Origin of the sequence: Bacillus gaemokensis (assembly GCF_001590835.1) — a bacterium.
Taxonomy (GTDB): Bacteria; Bacillota; Bacilli; order Bacillales; family Bacillaceae_G; genus Bacillus_A; species Bacillus_A gaemokensis.
This window is the reverse complement of sequence record NZ_LTAQ01000022.1, coordinates 1-19153: the sequence shown is the minus strand read 5'-3', so window position 1 is coordinate 19153 and position 19153 is coordinate 1. Positions and strand designations below refer to the sequence as shown.

Genomic DNA, 19153 nt, shown 5'->3' with positions numbered 1-19153 from the left:
AAGAGGTGATTATATTGAAAAGTTCATTTGGTTTATTATCGGATGTTGTGGTAGCCGGAACAATGGTATTCCGTGTAGGTGGCTTAAATTTACATGCGGATTCTTCTCCCAAAGAGAAAATTCCGTAACAAGTAGTATCAAAAGATTTTGGAAAGCAAACAATAGTAAATTTTGAGAGCTATATAAAATCACATTCCATTTTATCTAAAAGTTCGATTCAATTGCATTTGCTAAGAGACATAAATATGGTAATTTTACTTTCTTATATAAACTACTAAATCAGGAGTAATTGTATCCACTCTGCTCTGTTCGAAAACTACCTAGAAATACAACTTATATCATTAGTAAAATGGAATTGAGCAAAGATGAAAAGCACATAAAAATTGAGGCATTAGTAAAATAAATTTCATAGAATCATAGGGTTGTTTCTGTACTTTGTGAAAATAAATTTTTTTAAAGGAGCCGAAAAATGAGCCGAAAAAGAAAGATATTCACTTTTATATCCGCATTTGGTATAAGTTTAGCAAGTTATTCTAATTGTACTTCTGCAACGGTTTTTGATAGCAATGCATTAAGAAATACTGGAGACAAAATATATACTTCTACTATATCAAATTATTCTCAAGTATCAGCTGTTGCTAGAGAGATGAAACCCTTTCCTCAGCAAATAAACTACTCTGGTATTATTAAACCAAATCATGTTTCACAAGAAAGTTTGAACTCCTCAGTTATAAATTACTATAATAATTGGAAAAAGAAGTATCTAAAGAATGATCTTTCTTCACTACCAGGTGGTTACTACGTCAAAGGAGAGATTACAGGAGATGCAGAAGGGTTTAAACCATTAGGAACTTCTGAAGGACAGGGCTATGGTATGATAATCACAGTCTTAATGGCAGGTTATGATTCAAACGCCCAAACTATCTATAATGGCTTATTTAAAACGGCCAGAGCTTTTAAAAGTTCTGGAAATCCCAATTTAATGGGCTGGGTTGTAGCTGACAGCAAAAAAGCCCAGGGGCATTTTGATTCTGCGACAGATGGAGATTTAGACATTGCTTACTCACTTCTTCTTGCTCATAAGCAATGGGGATCAAATGGTACAATCAACTATTTGAAAGAAGCTCAGAATATGATTACAAAAGGTATTAAAGCTAGTAATGTTACCAAAAATAATAGTTTAAATTTAGGAGATTGGGGTTCGAAAAGTACATTTGATACTAGACCGTCCGATTGGATGATGTCTCATTTTAGAACCTTCTACGAATTTACAGGGGATCAAACTTGGATGAATGTCATTGACAATCTGTACAATGTTTATACACAGTTTACAAATAAATACTCGCCAACTACAGGGCTGATTTCAGATTTTGTTGTGAAAAATCCGCCACAACCTGCTCCTAAAAACTTTCTAGATGAATCAAAACATACCGATGCATATTACTATAATGCCAGTCGTGTACCACTCCGAATTGTTATGGACTATGCAATGTATGGAGAAAAGAGAAGTAAGGTGATTTCTGATAAGGTCGCTACGTGGATTAAAAATAAAACAAAAAGTGACCCCGCTAAGATCGTAGATGGTTATCAACTAAATGGAACAAATATTGGTGATTATCCAACGGCTGTGTTCGTTTCACCATTTATTGCTGCTGGTACAACTAACAGTAATAATCAAGCATGGGTTAATAGCGGCTGGGATTGGATGAAGAATAAAAAAGAAAGCTATTTTAGTGATAGCTATAATTTATTGACCATGTTATTCATAACTGGAAATTGGTGGAAACCAATTCCTGATGAAAAAAACATACAAAATCCAACAAAGCCAGAAATTCAGTCTGAATATAAGGAATAGAATCCATATGCAGTATTTGAACTACTCCCACTTCTATAATTGGGAGTAGTTCTATGAATACTGAAAACCTGCTTTTGGTACAAAAACTCCAAGATTCTCGCAAGTAATCTCCTAAACTTGAACACACCGATAGTATGACTCTAAAAAGGTGTGTGATCAGCATAGAAAAGGAAAATTTGTTCAAATGGAACCTTTTTATTTTTGATTAAGTAAGTGTTGATTAATTTTATCTCGAATTGCAATTGCAATGAATTCTTCAATAGAGCTATTTGTTTCACTTGTAATTTTTTTTATGTATTGGTATTCCTTATTTGTAAGTATTACCGGCTTAGTTATTGTGTTACTGTCCAAATATACACTATGATTGACACGTGGAACAATTTTTCCTTCTATTATATAAGGTGTTAACTCATTTATCCATTCCATCTGTATTCCTGGTGGTAATGTAATTAAAGATTGACGGATCTCAAAATACCAGAATCCTTCTTCTTCTGATACTTTTAAATTTCTTGGCGACACATACTGCAATATATTATCGATTAAATGGAAAATGTTATTTCGGAATTGATCGGATTTCGGAAAACGGAATTTCACAAACCTTTGATGATGGCTTCGTGGTTTATCAGATAACATATAGGCCGACTCATATCCTTCTTTTAATGCCGCACTAAGTGTCAGGTTATTCCCAAATTCATCAAGGAGTATAATGTCACCACGTTTCGGAATAGAGATAATACGTGCTAATGTATTCCCTTTTGTAAACTTTTGAAATAATACTACATTATGTTTCTGTGAAAATGTATAGACAGCATTTTCTTGTTCTACCTGTTGGGCAAGTTTACGAATATCATCTTCTTTTACAAATTTCGTTTGTCGGTTGCGATATTCTTGTACAGTATAAACTAGCTCCTTTTCTTCTATCCACTTTTCAAGTAGATTCATACTAATATGATACTCTTTACTTGCCTGGTATAAAGTAATACCTTCTATTTCACGTTCATCTTTTAATTTCTCTACTTCCTCCCTGCTAAATAAAAAGCTTCCATCTAAACGCCACGTATCCTTATTGATTGGAGTTAACTGTCCTTGTTTCATTAGATTATTAAAAATAAAGTGGCTAATCTCCAAGTAATCTTTTACCTCATTTGTGGTCATAGTCATTTCATATACGCTAAGCATTCATTTTCCCCCTTGCATCCAATACATACAACATAATAATATTATGTAAATTATATTTTAGAAAAGTTCTATTTTAAATTAATTATAACATAATTTAATAGTAGATCTCTTTAATAATTTTAATAACGTCTAATTAAAATTACTTTTAAAATTAATTTTTAAATCGTTGTAAATTATTATAAGTAATTTAATTTTAATTAATTTAATAACAACCATAGAAAATGGGAAGTTTTCTATAGTTGTTTTACACTTTCATTTATATAAAATTTAATCTTTCTATGTAAATAAAATTGAATGCATTAAGTTATAATTATAGATATAAAGGTAATTAATAAGGAGTTGAAGAATAATGAAATTTGAATTGAATACGATTCATAAAGAAACTTCTTTAGAAAGTAGAGAGAAACAAAAACAAAATTTCACAAACATAATTGCAGTATGGAATCGTGATTATATAGATGAAGCTGAATTTAAAAAGGAAAATAACGAGAGAGAAGATATTTATACATATGAGGGATTTTCAGACGAAGAAATACTGTACTATTACTTGAACCGACAAACACATTTTGACCAGGAGAAGCGTATAAAAGATGAATCAAGAACTTTATACGCTCGTGATCTAAGTCAGTTTTACTTCTTTATCAAACAAAGTACAGAATTTCTGCAGCAAGATGTAAAAGATTATAAAGTTGGCCAAGTCTGGAGGAATCTAAGAAAGCGCCATATCCGTAACTATCAAAAATGGATATCCCAGGAGGCAATCTCCTATCAATCCAAAGAAAAATATAAATCATCTACAATTAGTCGAAAACTCGGAGTTATTCGCTCTTACTTAAGATGGTTATATGAAATTCAATATATCCAGGAACCCCTTCATGTAGAGATTTTAAGTACGACGGTGAATAAACAACATAAACCAAAGCGTGAGTTATCATATGAGGAAGTCAAGCAGCTGCTTCATTATTATAAGGATAATGAAATCAATTATGCCTTACTATCGGTCCTGGCTACCACAGGATTACGTGTTGCGGAAGTAGCGCATGCAAAGTGGGAAGATCTAGAGTATGACGCTATACGTGAACGTTACTATTTAACAGTTGATACAAAAGGCGATAATGAACGGATTGTTTCTATTAATAAGGAGATTTTTAATCGTATCGTTTCGTTTCGAATACGTAGAAGATTACCCGTAGATATCAGAAATAAAAATGGCGGGACCATTTTCCAAACCAAGAACCATACGGCTTATCGGGAAAATTATTTATCACAATATATTTCTAAGATCATAAAAGATACAGAGTTACCCTTTACAGAGAATATACGTATTACTCCTCACTTCTTCAGACATTTTTATGTACAATACTTATATGATTACAAAGGACTTGCACCTCATGTAATCGCAGCTGCAGTTGGTCATAAAAATGATAGAACGACAAAAGAAAATTATTTGAAACAACGATTAACGAAAGATAATGATGCTGGAAATCTAATTACGGAAGATGAATTCTAATTCTTTATACCTTAATCAATCAAGTCTTATTGAACTGTAGTATTATCATTTTAGCTATGTATTTTTTACACAACTAAAATGAATTACCTACCTGTTTTTTGTGTTTGTTCCATGTTACATGTGTTCTTCGCCAAGATTCCCTAAATATAAAACATATCCATAGGGAAGCATGTAGAACCTTGCTATAATGAAGGTGTAGCTATATCCTACTTATTTTTGAAGGAGCTTAGAAATGGAAAAGATAAGAGACATTTTATTTTCTAAAATGGATACCTTAAATGATGAAGATCAAAAAGTATTAAAGAAGCTTATTAGTAAATTGAAGTCGTTCGCCCATGCCCCACTAAACAGAAAACATTGTTTACGTATGACACAGTTTATTGAATCTGAAGAAGTAACACGACTTATCGCTGATGTAATACAATCTTACAAATTAAAACTGATGTCGAATAGTAGTTTTAGCATGTATGACGTTATCGGATATTATTATGGTATTTCATTACTTACGTGTTGTGTAGTATTTGAAAAAGGTGATTTTAAAAAAGCATACTCTGTATTAGAAAATGAGGTCATAAAAGAAAATGAGAAGAATGCTCTTGTAGCTGAACGTGATGGAGAGAATTACTATGTTATGGCACGCATACTTAATATTTTTAAAACGGATAATGAGAGTATAGATAGTTTGTATACAAAACTATCAAATGATGACATATAGTAAAATTTCTCAATGTATAAATAGATTAGGAGTAAAATAAGAGTTACTCTCTTCCTTTTTGATTATTTTTGTTAAGTCACTGTAACCTACTATTATTTCTTCAAAGGGTCATAGCTAACTTATTGTTTTGTAAGTTCCGGTAAGGGCCATGTAATATAACACATGGATGGTCTGCTTTTAATAGGGGTTCAGCTGAGATATATGTAATTTTGGGTTATAGGCTGTATTTTATTCCCATTATCAGATTTCGGTGTAACAAAAAGGTGTTAAACCAATAATGTTACGAATTATTTTTGATTGATACAGTATTTTGTTACAGCTAATTCAAGAGTTATGAGATTTATTATTTTTAAATACAACATGTAACATAAACGAACGTTTTTGTTACGGTAATTGCATAGAAAATTCTACTTTATAAAAAGTAGCGATAAACTTTTGATATTGAATGTTTTAATATATCTCCAGTCATCGTATTTAACAATCGCGCCATATTCTTGAATAAAGTATTGTTAAAAAGATGGGATTTTGAAATAATTGGTATTAAGATAACCGTAGTATTGTTAAATAAGAACTTTTAATCAAATATAGAAGCTAGTTAACTTCATAAGAAGTGATTTTTTATAGGTTGTTAGAATTAAAGAAGGAAGAAGGGAAGAAAATTATGGATCAAAAGATGCTTGAATTGCTTAACGAAATATATCCAGTGGATATTATTAAAGCTGAGTCAGTAACGGATGAGATGTTTCGGTGTACTGCTGAACAAGGTAATTACTTCGCAAGAATTACCAACTATAAAAATTATGATGAACAGTTAGAAGAAGTTAATTTTACAAAAGAAGAAAAGAGAATTAAGCGAATATAAAGCCATTGGAATGATTCAAGACCATCTATACATTCTGTATCAAGCTATACAGCAAAACACCCAAGAAATAACAAAGATCCTAATCCGCCTGTTCCACCTTCTACAGAAGAATGGACGGAAATCTCATCGATATGAGAAGAAAACAGTCTTTGATATTTTGGGTATTGTCTATGAGTATAATGGATTGAAAAAGCAAAAGAAAGTTGCATAATTTTAAAAATTTGGCCGATTGAGGTTTATTTAGCATGTTCATTTTGTTTCCGTTCTTAAGTTGATGGGCATGCGGCTGAACCCCTAAGAAGCTCTTCAAAAGTTATATATAAAAATTTCGAAAAGCTTCTTACAAATTTTACTCAACAAATATTTTTCTTCGATCATAGGCAAAGATGGTCATCGCGACACCCAAGATAGCACAAATCATATACATAAATGAGTATGAAGAAAAATCAGCTATAGGCCCCATAATGACACCACCTAAAGAAACACCTAAATCAGCCATAGCAATAAACAAGCCAATTAATACATTGCGATTCATTTGCGGCAAAACAAAGGTCAAATACGTTGTTAACGTTGGATAGAGGAGCGCCTGAGCAATTCCCATTAAAATTGCACCAATGTAGAAAAAGGTCGCCCCACCGATTATAGAAAAGCTAACACATTGTGCTGCTACTGCTAAAAGAAGCATAGTCCCCATGATAAAAGAAGAATGCCATTTACCGTCTGAAGGAATTCTTTTTCTTAAAACAAAGCGAGCAAAAACAACAGTACCTGCTTGAAGCATTAGATAAATTCCAGCATTGCCACTTTTTAATTGTGTAGCGTATAATGGGATAAAGGTTGTAATAGCTCCAAATACAATAGAAGCAACTAACATCAACACACTGCATTTAAATAAAATCGGATTTTTAACTAATTGGCTAAAAGATTGAAACATCCCCACTTCCTTCTCTGTATTATCTGAAACAGGATGAGCTTTTCTTTTTTCCATTTTAGCACTATATCCAAATACACCTGTGAAAATAGCAATTATTATCATCACTACTGTAAAATAATCCATGCCTCCTGTTTGCCAAATACTTAATGCCACTATGGGACCTATAATACCTGGCATATTTGCGAATAAAGAATAAAGTGAAATCCCTTGAGAACGATCCTTCTCTGGTAGCGCATCAATAATGCCTATCTGTAATGCCATGGAGAAGAACGCTGTTGAAACCCCTTGTAAAATACGTGCAACTAAAAAGCCCCACAACCCAGTAATTGTATATAATATTAAAGCAAAACCATTAATAATAAGAATAATACGTAATACTTTTATCGGTCCTTGTTTTTGAATAATACAACCTGCCCATGGTCGAAAGAACATAGTTGTAAATAAATATCCTCCCATAATCAAACCAATTGTTGCATTGCTAGCTCCTAATGTTTTACCCTGTAAAGGAATAATAACATTTAATATAGAATTAGCACTAAAATAAAGAAGAACCAATATATACAAACGTAGAAAAGGCCATGCCATAGCTCCATTCACAATTTCTTCTCCTCCTAATTCTGTAACAAATTCTGTGACTTCTAATATTGTAATGAACTTTTTTCTTATGAATTAGCTTTACTTCATAGTTACACTACAAAAAAGATAGTGTGTATGAATGTTAATTTTCATTAGATAATTCCGTACCTTTCGTACCTCATAAACTTCTCTTCATGTGCCATATAATACATTCACAAAACTAAAGATGATTGAAAAAACAACCTACTTATTTAATCATCGTAACCGTGTTAAAATCTTTTCTTGGATATGGGAATCTAAGGTTGAAACTGTCCCATTACAGAGTAACGTATAGATAGAAATTATGTTACTGAGATATCCTTCTCGTGGATAATATCAAAAGGCTATTAACATCTGTAGTAATTTTCTTGCGTATTCTGACCGGACGTCTTTTAATTGTTCAATCGGCGCTATTTCTTCAATCTGACCATCTTTAAAGATAATAATTCTATCGCAAATATAGGCAGCGGCTTGAATATCATGAGTTATAAAAATATAACTCATATTATAAATTTTTCTTAATTGTTTTAATAATTCAAGCACTTGTTTTTGAACAGATACATCTAAAGAGCTGATTGCTTCATCTAATAAAATACATTTTGGCTCTGTTGAGATAGCTCTTGCAATACAAACTCTTTGAATCTCCCCTCCCGACAACTGGTGAGGATATTTCTTTCTATAGGATGGATTCAATCCCACTTGATTTAATAGAATATCAATCTTAATCTGGTATTCTTTCGAATCCTTTTTTTTGGTTTTTAATGGCTCCATAATTGCTTCTTCAACAGTAAAAAATGGATTAATGGAGGAAGTATAGTCTTGAAAAACAGCACTAATGTTACCTAGTCTCACTACTCTATTCGCTATATTCTTTCCCTCAAATAAAACTGTTCCACAATCAGGTTTTTCAATTCCTAATATCAAACGTCCTAACGTTGATTTTCCACTTCCACTTTCTCCGATAATGCCAAGACATTCGCCACTCCTACACTCAAAACTAACTTTCTTCAGGATTTTTTGTCTGTCTCTAGAAAATAATCCACCTTTTTTATAGGATTTTTCAACGCTATCAACTCTTATCAAATGTAACTCCTCCCCATTAAATTTTTAAAATTGTTACTCAGTGCTAGTCTAGTGGATATTAAATATCTTGTATATTCATGTTGTGCTTCTGAAAAGACGTTTTGGACAGTGCCTCTTTCAATAATTCCTCCTTCCTTCATTACCAAAATATTATCAGCAATTTTTTTTACAACACCTAAATCATGGGAAACAAAGATCATCGAACAACCCATTCTTTCTCTTAATTTAATAAATTGTTCAACCACCTCAAATTGTGAGATTGTATCTAGTGCTGTTGTCGGTTCATCAGCGATAATAATGTCAGGCTCTAATACTAATGCTAATGCAATCATAATTCGCTGCAGCATTCCACCTGATAGCTGGTGGGGATACTTATTCATAATCTCTATGGGGTTTTTTAACATTACACTTTCCATGGCATGTTTCATTTTTACTTCTATTTTGTTATTACTCCAGGCAAAATGTTCAACAAGTGTCTCTCGTAAATGAACACCGATTACACAAGAAGGATCAAATGCTCTCGTGCCATTTTGTAAAATCATGCAAAGATTTCTTCCCCTTTTCTTTCTCATCGCTTTCTCAGAAAGATTGTTCAGTTTTTCACCTTTAAATAGAATGTCTCCAGATTGATAAATCCAGGATTTATTCAATCCCATAATTGATCTACAAGTCACAGACTTCCCACTTCCACTTTCCCCCACAATCGCTAGACAACTTCCATAGTTTAAATTGAATGAGCTATTATGAATAATCACTTTTTCAGTATTGTTATCCCATATTCTCAAATTTTTAACTTCTAATATATTCATAAATTTATTTTGCCACCTCTTTTTCTTGAAGCTTACTCTTAGGAGTTATCAAGCTTTCTTGAGTCTTATTTTTAGAGGTTATTAATTTAGGATCTAAAGCGATCTGAAGTGCATCAGATAAAAAATTAAATGCAGATACTACCATAATAATAGCCAATCCAGGTGCTAGCATTAACTCTGGTTTTGAAAACATAACTTTTCTTGCTTCATTTAGCATCATTCCCCATTCAGCATTTGGAGCTTGAATTCCTAGACCCAAGAATGAAAATCCTGATATTTGTAAAATCATTGAACCAAGAGAACTGCTTGAAATAACTGCTATATCGGACAATGTCACAGGAACAATGTGCTTACATATAATTTGTATGTCACTAATGCCAGATGCTTTTGAAAATTTCACAAAGTCTAACTCCGAATACTGCATAACAGACGTTCTGATGACTCGGGCAAACCATGCCCATTTGATTAGAATAAATGCAATTAATATATTCTCAAGACCTACGCCTAGAATACCAACAACCGCTAATGTCATAACGTATCCTGGAAAAGAAAGCATAATATCACAAATCCTCATAATAAAAGCGTCTACTCGTCCTCCAAAATAACCTGCTATGAAACCTAGAAAAGTCCCAATTAAAACAATTATCAATAATGCAACTAAAACCCATAGAATACTAGGACGAATTCCATAAATTAGTCTGGATAAAACGCATCTCCCTAAATGATCATTACCTAATAGGTATTCCGACGATGAGGTTGCATACCGCATCGCCATATTTATTTCCTCAGGGTCATGTGGCGCAAGTAAAGGAGCAAATACACCAGCAACAATCGTTACAATAATGATTATCAAAGATACAATAGCTAACTTATCTTTGCTTAATGTTTTTAATATCTTCATTTAGAAACCCTTTCTTAATTTAGGATTCATAGCGGCATTTATAATATCGGAAATCGTATTAAAAAATACAAAGGTTACCGCTAATATGAGAACATATGCCTGTATAATTGGGTAATCCCTGCTTAAAATGGATTTAACACTTAGACTCCCTAACCCTGGCCATGCAAACACATTTTCTATAACTACTGTGCTTCCAAGTATAATGGGTATGGCCATACAAAAGATTGAAATGGCCACTTGTAATGAATTTCTTAAAACATGGATGACAATTTTTCTCTCGGTTAAACCACATGCCCTTCCGTACAGTACATAATCTTCATTTAAATTGCTTAACATCGAACTTCTAACTGTTCTAAAATAAATGCCAGCATAACTTATCGTGATTACAGTAACAGGAAGGATGTAACTTTTATAGGAATCCAGTCCACTTGTTGGTAATAGATCTAATTTAACAGAAAAATACCAAATCATAACAGAAGCGAGCCAATACGACGGCATCGCTGTTAAGAAAAATGAAATTCCTCTTACTGATTTATCAATTATCTTTCCTTCTTTCATCGCACAGATAATACCTAATAAGATTGACAAAGTAATAATGGCAACAGATGAAACGATCGTTAACTTTAATGTATTGAGAAAGGCCGGACCTATTAATGACCAAACTGGCTTTCCTGTGACGTATGAATTTCCAAAATCTAATTGCAAGCAAGCAATGGTCCAATGTAAATATTGTGCTATAAATGGTTTATCCAGCCCCAACTTTTCCTTCGTTTGTGCAATTAATTCATTTGTTATTTCTGGGGTATCTTGTGCTTGTAATACCACTTCTGCGGGATCTAAGGGAGAAAGATTAATTAAAACAAACGTTAAAAATGAAATAGTGAAAAGTAAAGGAATAGATATTAATAATCTTTTAATTATATAACTTTCCATTGAGCATCTCCTTTTAATATAAAATATCATTAGAAAAACATACCTACATCTGTCCCAGTTTATTAAGCAATAGGCATTTTTGAACACTACAAAATTGCCTAAATATATATGATAAAGGTTATGTCGCTTAGAGATGTCAAGAGTCTAGTGAATGTGTACAATCAAACAAAGATTTTCACAACCCATTCATATAGCTAAAACTTACAAATTCTTATCTCATAAATAAAAGGGGAGAATTCCCCTTTTATTTATATTTTTATTCAAAGTGCATTCGCTCAAATGGCAATTCATATTGTGTTTGCTTAAATGAAGTGTCTTTTAAATTTTTGGGAGCAACTACAGTCATACGACCATGTGAAATTGGAATAAAGACTGCTTCATCATGAACAACTTTTAAAATATCAGCGTATAATGATTGTCGTGTTTTCTCATCAGTAGATACCATAACCTTATTGATTTTCTTATAAAGTTCATCTGCTTCAGCAATACCACTTGTCGTATACAAATAAGCAGAATTAGAGATAAAAGCGGCTATTGTACTTTGTGGATCATACGCTAATCCCCATGTTTGATTGAATAATAGATTATAGTCTCCAGTAGATCTTCGTTTAGCAATTGAATTTGATTCTTCACCAATAATTTCCAGATGAATCCCGATGTTTTTTAATGAACTTTGAATAAATTCAGCCTCTGCTTTTTGGGAGGAAGAATTACTATCATAATAAAGGTTCATTGTTAGTTTGTTACCATTTTTAGTTCTAACCTCAACCTCATTTTCCAATACCCATCCTGCTTCTTCTAAAATGTTTTTTGCTCTTTCTAAATCATAGCCTCGTTTCTTCAAATCGACATCTGCATAATTAACATTAGATGAAAATAGTGTATTAGCCACCTTTTCAGTACCATTTAAAATATCCTTAGTAATTGTTTTTCTATCAATAGAGTACCAAATAGCTTCCCGAACAGCTTTTTCACTTACTGGGTTATCTGTTTTACTGCTATTAGCTACAATCATTTTCGTATTCATTGCTTCACTCTTAACAAGTTGATAATTACCTGAATCAACTAATTGTTGCATTGCTTGGACATCAATACTGTCTGCACCCCTGTCATCTGTGAAAGCAAAGTTAACTTCACCTTTTTGTAGTGCCAAAAATGTTGTTTCTCCACTTGGAAGAACCTTGGAAGTAACCTTTTTAATTTTAGGTGATTCACCCCAGTATTTTTTATTGGCTTCAAAAGTTGCATACTCATCGGTTTTATGCTTTGTGAGAATATACGGTCCTGTACCGTGGTATCCGTTTACACCCTCTTTTGTGCCCCCATTAATAAAATCTTTTGGCGATATGAATACATAAGGTCTAGTCATAGACAATTCAACCAAAGTTGGATAATATGCTTCTGATAATACTAATTCAACTGTATGCGTATCTATCACATTACAACTTACTATTTTTGTTGATAACTTAATCCAAGAATGCTTCTCTTTATTCTTTTGTACTGCATCAATATTTTGTTTCACTGCTTCTGCGCTAAATGGTTCCCCATCGTGGAATACCACATCTTTTCTTAAATGGAACGTATACACTTTACTATCTTTTGAAATTTCCCATGATTCAGCAAGTAATGGTTTAATCCCATCTGCTGTGTTCTCAACTAATGACTCATACACCATTCCTTGAGCTGGCATAGAGCCTGTGTAAAGATGAGGGTTCATGTCATTAATATCTTTGGCTGATGCATAAACTAGCTCTGTTTGCTTTTCACTATTCTTTGAATCAGTTTTACCACTGCAGCCTGTAAGCACAACCATTACATACATAAGAACAAATAGAAAAATAAAATTTCTTTTTTTCACATTATTTCCCCCTAATGACTATAAGATGGTCCTACGAATTGAATATGAAAATTTCTAATTGGCAAGTACATATGTACCTGCCAATTGGTTTCTCCCGTTTCTAAGTAGATACCATCCTTACTTTAATTACTGTTTTAACGTCTCTACTCCTATACTTTTTCCGATTTCACTGCATATCATATTCAAATCTTCATCAAAACTTTGAACAACAAATGCCTTAGACAGCGGTGTGTCCTTATGAGATTGAGCTACTTCTTCGATTTTACTCTCATATGTATTAATGAACTTATCTATTGTTGGACAATTTAGATTCAGATATTTTCCTATTCCTTGTATTATTTTTATACGATAATAGTCTTCCTTGGGCATTCTTGGGATATCTAAACACCCCTCCTTATTGACAAACATTCTCCCAAATGGAACAGCAGAAAAATCAAAATACCTTCCTTCTTTATCTGGCTTTGAGAAAGGATCAATCAATAATGAGGTGTAACGTATATACAATAAATACTCTTGATGAATCAATTCTAAATGATTAAAGTTTTCTATATCATGTCGTGATAAGCTTTTTAAGCCTACCGGATAATTATCATCCGTCATAAATTTAAGTAAGTTTATATCTGGAATATTTATTTTTTCTACAATATTCATAATTTCTTTCCATTGGGACAACATATCACGAATTAAATATTGTGTAATGGGCCCCTCAGGATAAATTTTATATACATATTTCTGGCTGTCTAACTCTCCGAATATCGCACTTAACGAAAAATCGTTCATAAACAATGGAGGGTGTACATATAAAGAAATATTTCTTGTTTCTGCTTCAATTGGAGATTTCATAGTTTCTAAAACAATACCTAATTGCTCATAGATTCTACATAGCCTCTCGACATTTTTAGACGAATAGTGTGTAGATCCTATATACACTTTTTTCTTAACCGCCGTTGTTATAACATGATTGAGTGGTTTATTGTGCATCCATCGTGTATCGCTGTAGTACGTAGAAAAACTAATGATCTCCACCTCCGGATTAAGCTGATTCATATAGTTACTTACTAAGCTATTTGAACCGAAAGTGGGTGAAATTAAAATTATGCATTTTACTTGTTTTAAAATATCATCGTTAATTTGCTTTAATACTTCGATATAGACATCTGTTGTTACAGAAAGAATAATGGTATCCCATTTCCCCTCAATCTCTCTATATCCATAAAAGGCTTGGTCAATAAAACACTCTCCCCCCATATTTTTATGCATTTCATTTTGAACACTTACACGAATCAGAAGATTATTTTGAGTAAGTGCTGCAAAATAATCTTCTGAACGAGCAGACTGTCTTCCAACAATCCCCACATAGCAACCCAATTGTTTTTTAAAATTCATAGAAATTTGAATGGATGTAGGACCAGTCCCTAATAGTAGAACTCGCTTTAAATGACTCATAAATGCCTTCCTTTCTGTAAATAAGTAAACCTATACTTTTTTATATAGTGCAATATCAAATATATGGTCTGGACGTATTGTATTTCCAACGATCTTCCATTTTTTGTTATCTACCTCTCGCGCTGGATAATTAAACAAAGACTTTAACCCATTACCATATCTCATAGCCACAACGACACTTTCGTTCGTCAATGTATAGAGTTGGTCCAATATGTCATATTTACTTTGGACCGTAGAACTAAAAATGACATGAGTTACTTCTTTTATAAAATCGAGTTCCTCTACTGATTTTTTTTCTAATCGAATATTTAATCCGTGTCCCAATTCTTTAACAACGTTCAATCCAAGTTGAATGGCATCATCATCTATATCTATGCCAACAACCTCCGCACCAGTTCGTTTAGCAATTAATAGGGGTGTCATTGGAAATGAACCTGAACCGACCAATAATACTTTCGACTTAGAAGTGATTTGGAAACTTCCAAATTCTTTTTCAATACATAATTCTATATTTTTAAAGTAATTCGCTATTTCAGCATTTCCACTCTGTAATTTCAATGCACGATATTTCTCCATAATTGCAACACAAAGCGCTGAATTTCTTCTTAGGTCTACTACCAGTCGATCTAGATCGCCGGACTTTTGTTGTTCTAATTGTTCCCAAATTACTTTGTGCTCTTTATTTGTTATAAATTTGGCATAATCATCTATTAAAGCTTCTAACTCTTCACAGTTGTCCATCGTATCATCATATTGTCTTGCTGAATAATTGAATTTACCCGAAAATTCAATTAAATTATCTTGGAACTTTTCTAACACATTCACTCATTTCACCTCTATAAAATGTAATAACTAAATTTCAATAAAAGCTTTCCCTTGTGCCACTATTTTGACTGGCCCTTCAATCTTAAGGTCTATCAACTCTTCCTTATAACAAGTAGCAATTACATTAATAATGCCGCCAGGTTGTCTTATTGGTACACGGATCTCCCCATTATTTTTCCAAGCCAAATAGGCTCCTAAAGAGGCTGTACCTGAACCACATCCTCTTTCCCAGATCATACTATCTAAATGAGGAACATAGATAAGCGGGGCCATTTCATTAGCTTCCGATTTATATAGTAAAATACCTACCAAATTTGTCCCCATAGTTAACCCAAGTAACTTTGCTAATTTTTGCGCTTTCTCCCTCACTGGTGGATTAATTTGTGCCACTTCTATCACAATATGAATAAACTCATGGTATCTTACTATAATAATATCCAAATCGTCACCATCATACTGTATGGTTTGCTGTTCAATTCTTTTAGGAATAGGCATAGTAACTTGACAATGATATTCATCTGAAAGTCTTCTTACTTGACATATTATTAATCTGTCCGTACCTGAAACTTCTAATAATATTTCCTCTGAATCATTATGCTTTAGTCCTTTTTCAGATGCGATAAATGTTGCTAATGCCATACAAGCATTTCCACAAAATTCACCTCCTGCCATTTGAAGATATGCAGCAGTTTCATTTTTTACTGATTCTTCTATAAACCCTACTTGCTCAGCATATACGCTGTCATATGCCATCATTTTTGAAGCAATGTTCTTATACTCTTCAACTGGATGACTCGTTTTAACAAGGACTGTCATATTCTGTGTTGGATTAAACTTTATAAAATCTATTTCTTTTTTCATTACAACCACCTCCTACAATTATATTTTTTCCACTTGAATCCTTTATTAAATCGTAATGATTACTATTATCAAGGATGAAACAAATTATATCATAATTTTAAATAGTGTCAATTTCTGATTTTATGCTCATGATGTATTGCAAGAATTATAAATGTTCAACAATAGGTTCAAAAAAATCAGTTTTCCTGAAAAAATGATAATACTCTACACTATCTCTAGGGTGAAACCCACATCAAGCGATTAGCTAAAATTAAAGATTGTCATAATATATAACTAAATAAAAAGCCAATTTCCTTTACATGAAGGAAATTGGCTTTTTATTTAGTTGAAGGGGACTATTTTCATCTAAAAACCAATAATGGAAATATAATACAGTCTATGACTCGTTTTTACAGGTATCTCGGCTGAACCCCCATCACAATCAAGCTAAGAAAAGCAAATACCCCAAAACGAGAAAATTGGCATCTCCAGGTGAAAATGTACAATTTTTTGTTTTGAGGGCGTTATAAAATTCTTAAGTTGATGAGCATGAGAGGTAAAGTATCGCAACTTTTTATGAACATCGTGACTTTATTTCAAATCCACAGTAATATCTTTAACACGGCACAGCACTTAGTTTATCTTTATTTATTTATTTTCTCTTGGCTACAAAATCTGTTCAATTCGTTGAAAGCTTCCCAAAGTGCATTCACTGCTACCTTTCTATCTTCTTCTTTTATCAGAACCCAAATCGTCTTATGACTATCAGCAGCTTGTAAGATTTGCACACCTTTTTCCCATAAAGCAGAACTGACTTGTGTTACGATTCCTGGCACCCCAGAAAATTCAGCTATTCCTTCTATGGTTGCCTTAATACACCCTGGATTGATTTTAGGAATATAGTCTAACTGTTCGATAATTGTAATTGCCTTTGCTAATTTTTCATTCCCTACAGAAAATAAGACTTCCTCTACAGATATGTGTACAAAATCAACTTTAATCTTTTCTTTAACTATCTGATCAAATATCGAAATTGGGAACATAGTATCTATTTCTTTACCTTTATTTGCTGAAGAGTTATATCGATATATGTCTCCCGCTACACTTAATCAACTAGCTATAGAAGCTGGCGGGATGAAACGAAAACGTAAGTGCCACGGGCACCATTTCTTATCTTTGTGTGTATGGCTAAATCAACAAATCGCTACTACCTCTCTTACTCAACTTTGTAGTCAATTAGAAACTTCAACAGGAATTTTATTAAGTCCGGAGGGACTTAATCGACGATTTAATTCGGCTTCTGTAGCCTTCTTTCGAACTGTATTTACTACACTTCTACAAGCTAAAATTGGAGGAGTATCTAAGATTTCTCATTCTCTTTTTGCTTATTTTGAGCGGATTCTCGTCCTTGATTCTACAACCTTCCAAGTTCCAGATCGATTCGCAACTACTTATCCTGGTGCCGGAGGATGTAGTCATAAAGCTGGTGTGAAAATTCAACTAGAGTATGACTTGTTGAGTGGAGAATTTTCTGATGTGGAAATTGAACCAGGAAAACGAAGTGATCAGGCATATAGTGCGACTCGAACAGGCCTGGCACAAAAGAATGAACTATATATATTCGTGACTTAGGATATTTTCGTCTACAAGACTTTAAGTCTATTCAAGACAAGCAGGGATATTATTTATCACGTCCTAAGTTACCAACTAAAATATATAGAAAAGAGTTCGAAACAGTGGTATTTAAAACAAAACCCGCTCAATTGAGACCGGTATATATACAAATTCATTTGGAAGACATCATGAAACAATTACAACCTGACCAAGTGTATGAATTACATGATGTATATGTAGGGAGTAAAGACAAACTGCCTACTCGTATTGTAGTTTATAGATGTACCGAGGAGCAAAAACAGAAACGCCTACGTGACCGAGCTATTCGCGAAAAGAAAAAAGGAATTACATATACAGAGCGTACGAAACTTTTACAAGGTATTACGGTATATATGACAAACATTCCTACGGAATGGGTACCAAAAGAGAAAATCTATGACTTATATTCACTACATTGGCAAATTGAGCTGTTATTTAAAATATGGAAATCTTGGTTTCAAATTCATCGTTGTAAATCTATTAAACAAGAGCGATTAGAATGTCACCTTTATGGGCAACTCATTAGTATTCTATTATGTTCTTCTACTATGTTTAAAATGCGAGAACTCCTGTTACGTAAGAAACAGAAAGAGCTAAGTGAATATAAAATGATGTACATAATTAAGGATTATTTTTTACTTTTTCACCAAGCATTACACAAAAACACCCAAGAGCTATCAAAGGTTCTCCTTCGTCTGTTTAACCTCCTACAGCGCAACGGACGAAAATCTCATCGATACGAGAAAAAGACAGTCTTTGATATTTTGGGTGTTGTTTATGAGTATACCACTTCTACTCATCAGGTAGCATAGTAAAAAAATTGAAACCCGTCAGGGTTTATTTGATATGCCTACTTTTATAAAATCTATAAAAGATAATAAAAAACTATATGGAAAGACCGCATTTTGTATAAAAATACACCTTAAGTTGATGGATGTGTGGCGAGACCCCTAGTAGTTTGGCTGTCCGAGCCTTTTTGCACCAGAACCGTAAAAAACATAAATTACCAGTTTATTTATTTTAAAAAAGCCTGACTTTGATATTATCCCCTTTAGGTAGACAGTGTAAAAAGACCATGTACATACATGGGTGTTACACTATTACTTGGAGGGGATTTTTCATGGCTAAAAAAGGT

The 19153-nt window shown here is 33.0% G+C and carries 15 protein-coding genes and 2 pseudogenes; 6 read left to right on the top strand and 11 right to left on the bottom strand.

Annotated elements, in window-relative coordinates:
- Positions 1 to 469 precede the first annotated feature (469 nt).
- Complete coding sequence (locus AZF08_RS16900; protein ID WP_033678112.1) at positions 470 to 1855, top strand: glycosyl hydrolase family 8; 1386 nt, start codon at positions 470 to 472, stop codon at positions 1853 to 1855.
- 195 nt (positions 1856 to 2050) lie between these two features.
- Here the strand turns inward: AZF08_RS16900 and AZF08_RS16895 are convergent, their stop codons facing one another.
- Positions 2051 to 3034 carry a hypothetical protein gene (locus AZF08_RS16895; protein ID WP_033678114.1) on the bottom strand — a complete coding sequence of 328 codons (984 nt, stop codon included), beginning with the start codon at positions 3032 to 3034 and terminating at the stop codon, positions 2051 to 2053.
- A 349-nt stretch (positions 3035 to 3383) separates the two neighbouring features.
- Here AZF08_RS16895 and AZF08_RS16890 point away from each other — a divergent pair, with 349 nt between their 5' ends.
- From AZF08_RS16890 to AZF08_RS16875, 4 genes and pseudogenes are all read left to right on the top strand, one after another.
- Complete coding sequence (locus tag AZF08_RS16890) at positions 3384 to 4544, top strand: tyrosine-type recombinase/integrase (RefSeq protein WP_033678116.1); 1161 nt, start codon at positions 3384 to 3386, stop codon at positions 4542 to 4544.
- A gap of 232 nt (positions 4545 to 4776) precedes the next feature.
- Positions 4777 to 5259, top strand: a complete 483-nt coding sequence (locus tag AZF08_RS16885; RefSeq protein ID WP_033678118.1) for a hypothetical protein — start codon at positions 4777 to 4779, stop codon at positions 5257 to 5259.
- A gap of 625 nt (positions 5260 to 5884) precedes the next feature.
- Positions 5885 to 6121: a hypothetical protein gene (locus AZF08_RS16880; RefSeq protein WP_033678119.1), complete on the top strand. Its 237-nt coding sequence runs from the start codon at positions 5885 to 5887 to the stop codon at positions 6119 to 6121.
- Positions 6075 to 6332 (top strand): annotated as a pseudogene (locus tag AZF08_RS16875) (IS4 family transposase); the annotation flags it as partial. The gene AZF08_RS16880 and the pseudogene AZF08_RS16875, both read left to right, overlap by 47 nt.
- A 138-nt stretch (positions 6333 to 6470) precedes the next feature.
- Here the strand turns inward: AZF08_RS16875 and cntE are convergent.
- The 10 genes from cntE to AZF08_RS16825 all read right to left on the bottom strand — a co-directional run bounded on the left by cntE (position 6471) and on the right by AZF08_RS16825 (position 17408).
- Positions 6471 to 7652: a staphylopine family metallophore export MFS transporter CntE gene (gene cntE / locus AZF08_RS16870; protein ID WP_033678124.1), complete on the bottom strand. Its 1182-nt coding sequence runs from the start codon at positions 7650 to 7652 to the stop codon at positions 6471 to 6473.
- Positions 7653 to 8006: 354 nt separating this feature from the next.
- A complete protein-coding gene (locus AZF08_RS16865) occupies positions 8007 to 8753 on the bottom strand; it encodes an ABC transporter ATP-binding protein (RefSeq protein WP_033678126.1) in 747 nt (248 codons plus the stop codon).
- On the bottom strand, positions 8750 to 9562 hold the full coding sequence (gene cntD / locus AZF08_RS16860; protein WP_033678127.1) for a staphylopine uptake ABC transporter ATP-binding protein CntD: 813 nt from the start codon (positions 9560 to 9562) through the stop codon (positions 8750 to 8752). The genes AZF08_RS16865 and cntD overlap by 4 nt, the downstream gene beginning before the upstream one ends.
- Before the next feature lie 4 nt (positions 9563 to 9566).
- On the bottom strand, positions 9567 to 10463 hold the full coding sequence (cntC, locus tag AZF08_RS16855; protein WP_033678129.1) for a staphylopine uptake ABC transporter permease subunit CntC: 897 nt from the start codon (positions 10461 to 10463) through the stop codon (positions 9567 to 9569).
- Entirely contained in the window at positions 10464 to 11396 is a 933-nt protein-coding gene (gene opp1B, locus AZF08_RS16850; RefSeq protein WP_033678132.1) for a nickel/cobalt ABC transporter permease, read from the bottom strand.
- Positions 11397 to 11652: 256 nt separating this feature from the next.
- Positions 11653 to 13254 (bottom strand): staphylopine-dependent metal ABC transporter substrate-binding lipoprotein, encoded by a 1602-nt coding sequence (gene cntA, locus AZF08_RS16845; protein ID WP_407639485.1) that lies wholly within the window; start codon positions 13252 to 13254, stop codon positions 11653 to 11655.
- A gap of 126 nt (positions 13255 to 13380) precedes the next feature.
- Positions 13381 to 14700 (bottom strand): opine metallophore biosynthesis dehydrogenase, encoded by a 1320-nt coding sequence (locus tag AZF08_RS16840; protein ID WP_033678133.1) that lies wholly within the window; start codon positions 14698 to 14700, stop codon positions 13381 to 13383.
- Positions 14701 to 14730: 30 nt separating this feature from the next.
- Positions 14731 to 15525 carry a nicotianamine synthase family protein gene (locus tag AZF08_RS16835; protein ID WP_033678135.1) on the bottom strand — a complete coding sequence of 265 codons (795 nt, stop codon included), beginning with the start codon at positions 15523 to 15525 and terminating at the stop codon, positions 14731 to 14733.
- A 27-nt stretch (positions 15526 to 15552) separates the two neighbouring features.
- On the bottom strand, positions 15553 to 16386 hold the full coding sequence (locus tag AZF08_RS16830; protein WP_033678136.1) for a diaminopimelate epimerase: 834 nt from the start codon (positions 16384 to 16386) through the stop codon (positions 15553 to 15555).
- Between the two features lie 623 nt (positions 16387 to 17009).
- On the bottom strand, positions 17010 to 17408 hold the full coding sequence (locus AZF08_RS16825; RefSeq protein ID WP_033678137.1) for an ACT domain-containing protein: 399 nt from the start codon (positions 17406 to 17408) through the stop codon (positions 17010 to 17012).
- 46 nt (positions 17409 to 17454) lie between these two features.
- Between AZF08_RS16825 and AZF08_RS16820 the strand changes: the two are divergent.
- Positions 17455 to 18830: pseudogene (locus AZF08_RS16820) on the top strand (IS4 family transposase).
- The last annotated feature ends 323 nt before the right edge of the window (positions 18831 to 19153 follow it).